The sequence below is a fragment of the Vicinamibacterales bacterium genome, from assembly GCA_036496585.1.
Taxonomy (GTDB): Bacteria; Acidobacteriota; Vicinamibacteria; order Vicinamibacterales; family 2-12-FULL-66-21; genus JAICSD01.
In genome coordinates, this window is the sequence record DASXLB010000052.1 from 1 (window position 1) to 3230 (window position 3230).

3 protein-coding genes are annotated in these 3230 nt (G+C 66.0%); all 3 read left to right on the plus strand.

The genetic code is table 11. From position 1 onward, the window contains the following. Nucleotides 1-138: 138 nt before the first annotated feature. Complete coding sequence (gene istA, locus VGI12_16715) at nucleotides 139-1719, plus strand: IS21 family transposase (GenBank protein ID HEY2434320.1); 1581 nt, start codon at nucleotides 139-141, stop codon at nucleotides 1717-1719. Beyond that, nucleotides 1716-2477 (plus strand): IS21-like element helper ATPase IstB, encoded by a 762-nt coding sequence (istB, locus tag VGI12_16720; protein HEY2434321.1) that lies wholly within the window; start codon nucleotides 1716-1718, stop codon nucleotides 2475-2477. The genes istA and istB overlap by 4 nt, the downstream gene beginning before the upstream one ends. A 93-nt stretch (nucleotides 2478-2570) precedes the next feature. Beyond that, nucleotides 2571-3230 (plus strand): hypothetical protein (locus VGI12_16725; protein ID HEY2434322.1); only part of this gene is annotated, 660 nt, incomplete at its 3' end.

Genomic DNA, 3230 nt, shown 5'->3' on the forward strand with positions numbered 1-3230 from the left:
CTGCTCCTCCATCACGATGGCACCCATAACCTCGGTGGACACCCAAATCCAACCATTAATCGACACCGCAAAACCCGCCATTAACTGACGGCGGCCGAGACGTTGACGAGGGCGGCGGACCTGTGGTCCTTCGCCCGGATGGGTAACGTCTTGGACGAAGAGAAGCAGCAACAGATCGTGGCGCTCGGTCGCCTGGGCTGGTCGCTTCGCCGCATCGAGGCGGCGACGGGCGTGCGCCGCGAAACGATTGGCGGCTACCTGCGGGCCGCGGGCATCGGCGTGCGCGGGCGCGGCCGGCCAGGCGAACGGGCGGCAAAAGCGGCCATTACGCCCGGGGTGTCCACCGACCTCCCGCCGTCAAATCCGGCCATTTCCCCGGGGGTGTCCACCGACTCCGGCGTCACGCGGGCGCCGAGCGTCAGTGCGTGTGAGCCGTATCGTGAATTGATCGTCGCGGCGCTTCGCCGCGGGCGCAACGCCGTCGCGATCTACCAGGATCTCGTCGACGATCACGGCTTCACGGCGACGTATGCAAGTGTCCGCCGCTTCGTCGTCCGCCTGCGCGGGGCGACGCCCGTGGAGGCCCGCGTGGTGATCACCACGGCGCCGGGTGTCGAAGGCCAGGTCGACTACGGCGGCGATGGGCCGATGGTGCGCGACCCGCACAGCGGCAAGTACAAGCGGGTGCGCCTCTTTGTCTTCACGCTGGGCTACTCGCGCAAGTCCGTGCGGTGGCTGGTGTGGCGATCGAGCGCGCAGACGTGGGCGGAGCTGCATGAGCGGACGTTTCGGCGTCTGGGCGGCACGACCAGGATTGTCGTGCCCGATAACCTGAAGGAAGGCGTGCTCACGCCTGACGTCTACGATCCGACGCTCAATCCGCTCTATCGGGACGTCCTCGCCCACTACGGCGTCGTCGCGCTGCCGTGCCGCGTGCGCGATCCGGATCGCAAAGGCAAAGTCGAAGCGGGCGTGGGCCACGCGCAGAGGACGCCGTTGAAGGGGCTGCGCTTCGAGACCCTCGACGCGGCGCAGGCGTACCTCGATCGCTGGGAGACCCGCTGGGCGGATACGCGCATCCACGGCACGACGAAGCGGCAGGTCGCCGAGATGTTTGCCGAGGAGCGCCCGGCGCTGGGCCCGCTCCCGCTCGAGCCGTTTCGCTATTACCGCTACGGCACGCGCACCGTGCACCTCGATGGCTGCGTCGAGGTCGAGGCGGCGTACTACGGCGCGCCGCCGGGCTGGATCGGCCAGCGCGTGCAGGTGCAATGGAACGACCTGCACGTCCGACTGATCGCGCCCAAGACCGGTCAGCTCCTGCGCGAACATCTGCGCGCGCCCCGCGGCTGGCATCGGATCCACGACACGGACCGCCCCGCCCGGACGCCGGCCTCGACGCTGGCCTTGCTGGCGCGAGCCGCCACGGCGGGTCCTCATATCAGCACGGTCTGTCAGCACATCCACGCGCTGGGCAGCGCGCACGGCGTGCGGCAGATCCTCGGCGTCCTCGCGCTCGCCAAGAAACACGGGCCCGCGGTCGTCGAGGACGCGGCCCAGGCGGCGGTCGACATCGGTGTCCTCACCTATCGCTTCCTGCGCAAATACGTCGAACGCCGGCCGCCCGTGCCGCTGACCTTGCGCCAAGTCGACCCGCTCATCCGCCAACTCACCCTGTATCGCGATCTGATTGATCGCACGACTGGAGACCCGCAATGAATGTGACTGAGCTCGATCGCGCCCTCCGCCAACTCCGCCTCTCGGGCATGGCCGACGTCCTGGAGGCCCGCCTCCGGCACGCGCAGACCGAGCGCCTGTCGCCGCTCGATCTCGTCGCCACGCTCGTGAGTGATGAACTGCAGCGGCGCCAAGACCGACTCGTGGACCGGCGCCACAAACAGGCACGCTTCCGCGACGCGGATCGCTCGCTCGACCGCTTCGATTTCGACTTTAACAAGAAGATGAATCGGGCCCTGCTCCACGACCTGGCCACGGCGCGCTTCGTCGGCCAGCGCGAAGACGTGCTCTTGCTGGGGCCGCCGGGCACCGGCAAGAGCCATCTCGCCCAGGCGATCGGCCGCGCGGCGATTCAGCAGGGCTACCGCGTCGCCTATCGCGAAGCGCATACGCTGCTCGAGGAACTGGCGGACGCCACGCTGGACGGCACGCGCAAGATCGTCCTCGCCGACCTCACGGCCGTCCCGTTGCTGATCATCGACGACCTGGGCATGCGCAAACTCCCGCACACCGCCGCCGAAGATCTCCTGGAGCTGATCATGCGCCGCTACGAACGCGCGTCGACGCTGCTGACGTCGAACCGGCCCGTCGACGATTGGGGCAAGCTACTCGGCGACACGGCCGCGGTCACCGCACTCCTCGACCGCCTCCTACATCACGCGCATGTCCTCAAATGTGGGCCACGGAGCTGGCGCACCAAGGTCCACACCGATTTGCGCGCGGAGGAGCTCACGAAGTAGAACTGGAAGGGTCTCGGCCGGCCATCAGTGAATGGCCGGTTTTGAACCGTCGATCAATGGCCGGATTTGAGGTGTCCACCGAGGCAAGGGCAGATGGGTGCTGAGAAGGCGTTCGTTGGAACCCTTCAGGAGGTAGGCAAGGACTATAAGGTCGGGATCACCCTCGACGTCGCCAAGAGGGACTACTCGGAACTCCGCAACGCAGCCGGCGACTTCACGAACGACTCGGGAACTGCCGCCGCGTTCAGTGCAGCCGAGGGTGTCATCAAAGACCTCAATGCGTGGCTTGTCGAAGAGGAGAAGCTGATCAACGCGCGGCTCACCTCGGCAGCGATCGACCTCGCCAATGCTCTCACGCCAATTCCTCCACGTCATGCGAAATGGGAGGAACGGATCGCTGCGAAAATTGACGGACTCCGGAAGCAGGGATTGTCAGGCAGCATCGCGCAACTGAGCGCCTTGATAGCCCAGCGCAAGCAATTGACCGCCGACCTGACAAGACTGAACTCCCAGAAGCCCCAGCTCGTCGGCGCGAGGACGAAACGCGCCGAGTTGATCGAGAAGCTATCGAAAGTGCGCAACACTCTGACTGCTCGGCGTAAGGGGCAGGTCAGCAAGATCAACGATGCATTCAAAGAGACGATCGACGACTACGCCGTATATCTGTTCTACAGGCCAGGCGGGATCAGGGGAAAGTTCGTAGCCCTTGTGTCGGAGGTGTTGACGGGATCCTTCATGCAGGAGAAGGACATT

What these genes read in the sequence shown, in the direction of transcription:
- istA (HEY2434320.1), top strand. Translation starts at nt 139, where the DNA reads ATGGGTAACGTCTTGGACGAAGAGAAGCAGCAACAGATCGTGGCGCTC.
- istB (HEY2434321.1), top strand. Translation starts at nt 1,716, where the DNA reads ATGAATGTGACTGAGCTCGATCGCGCCCTCCGCCAACTCCGCCTCTCG.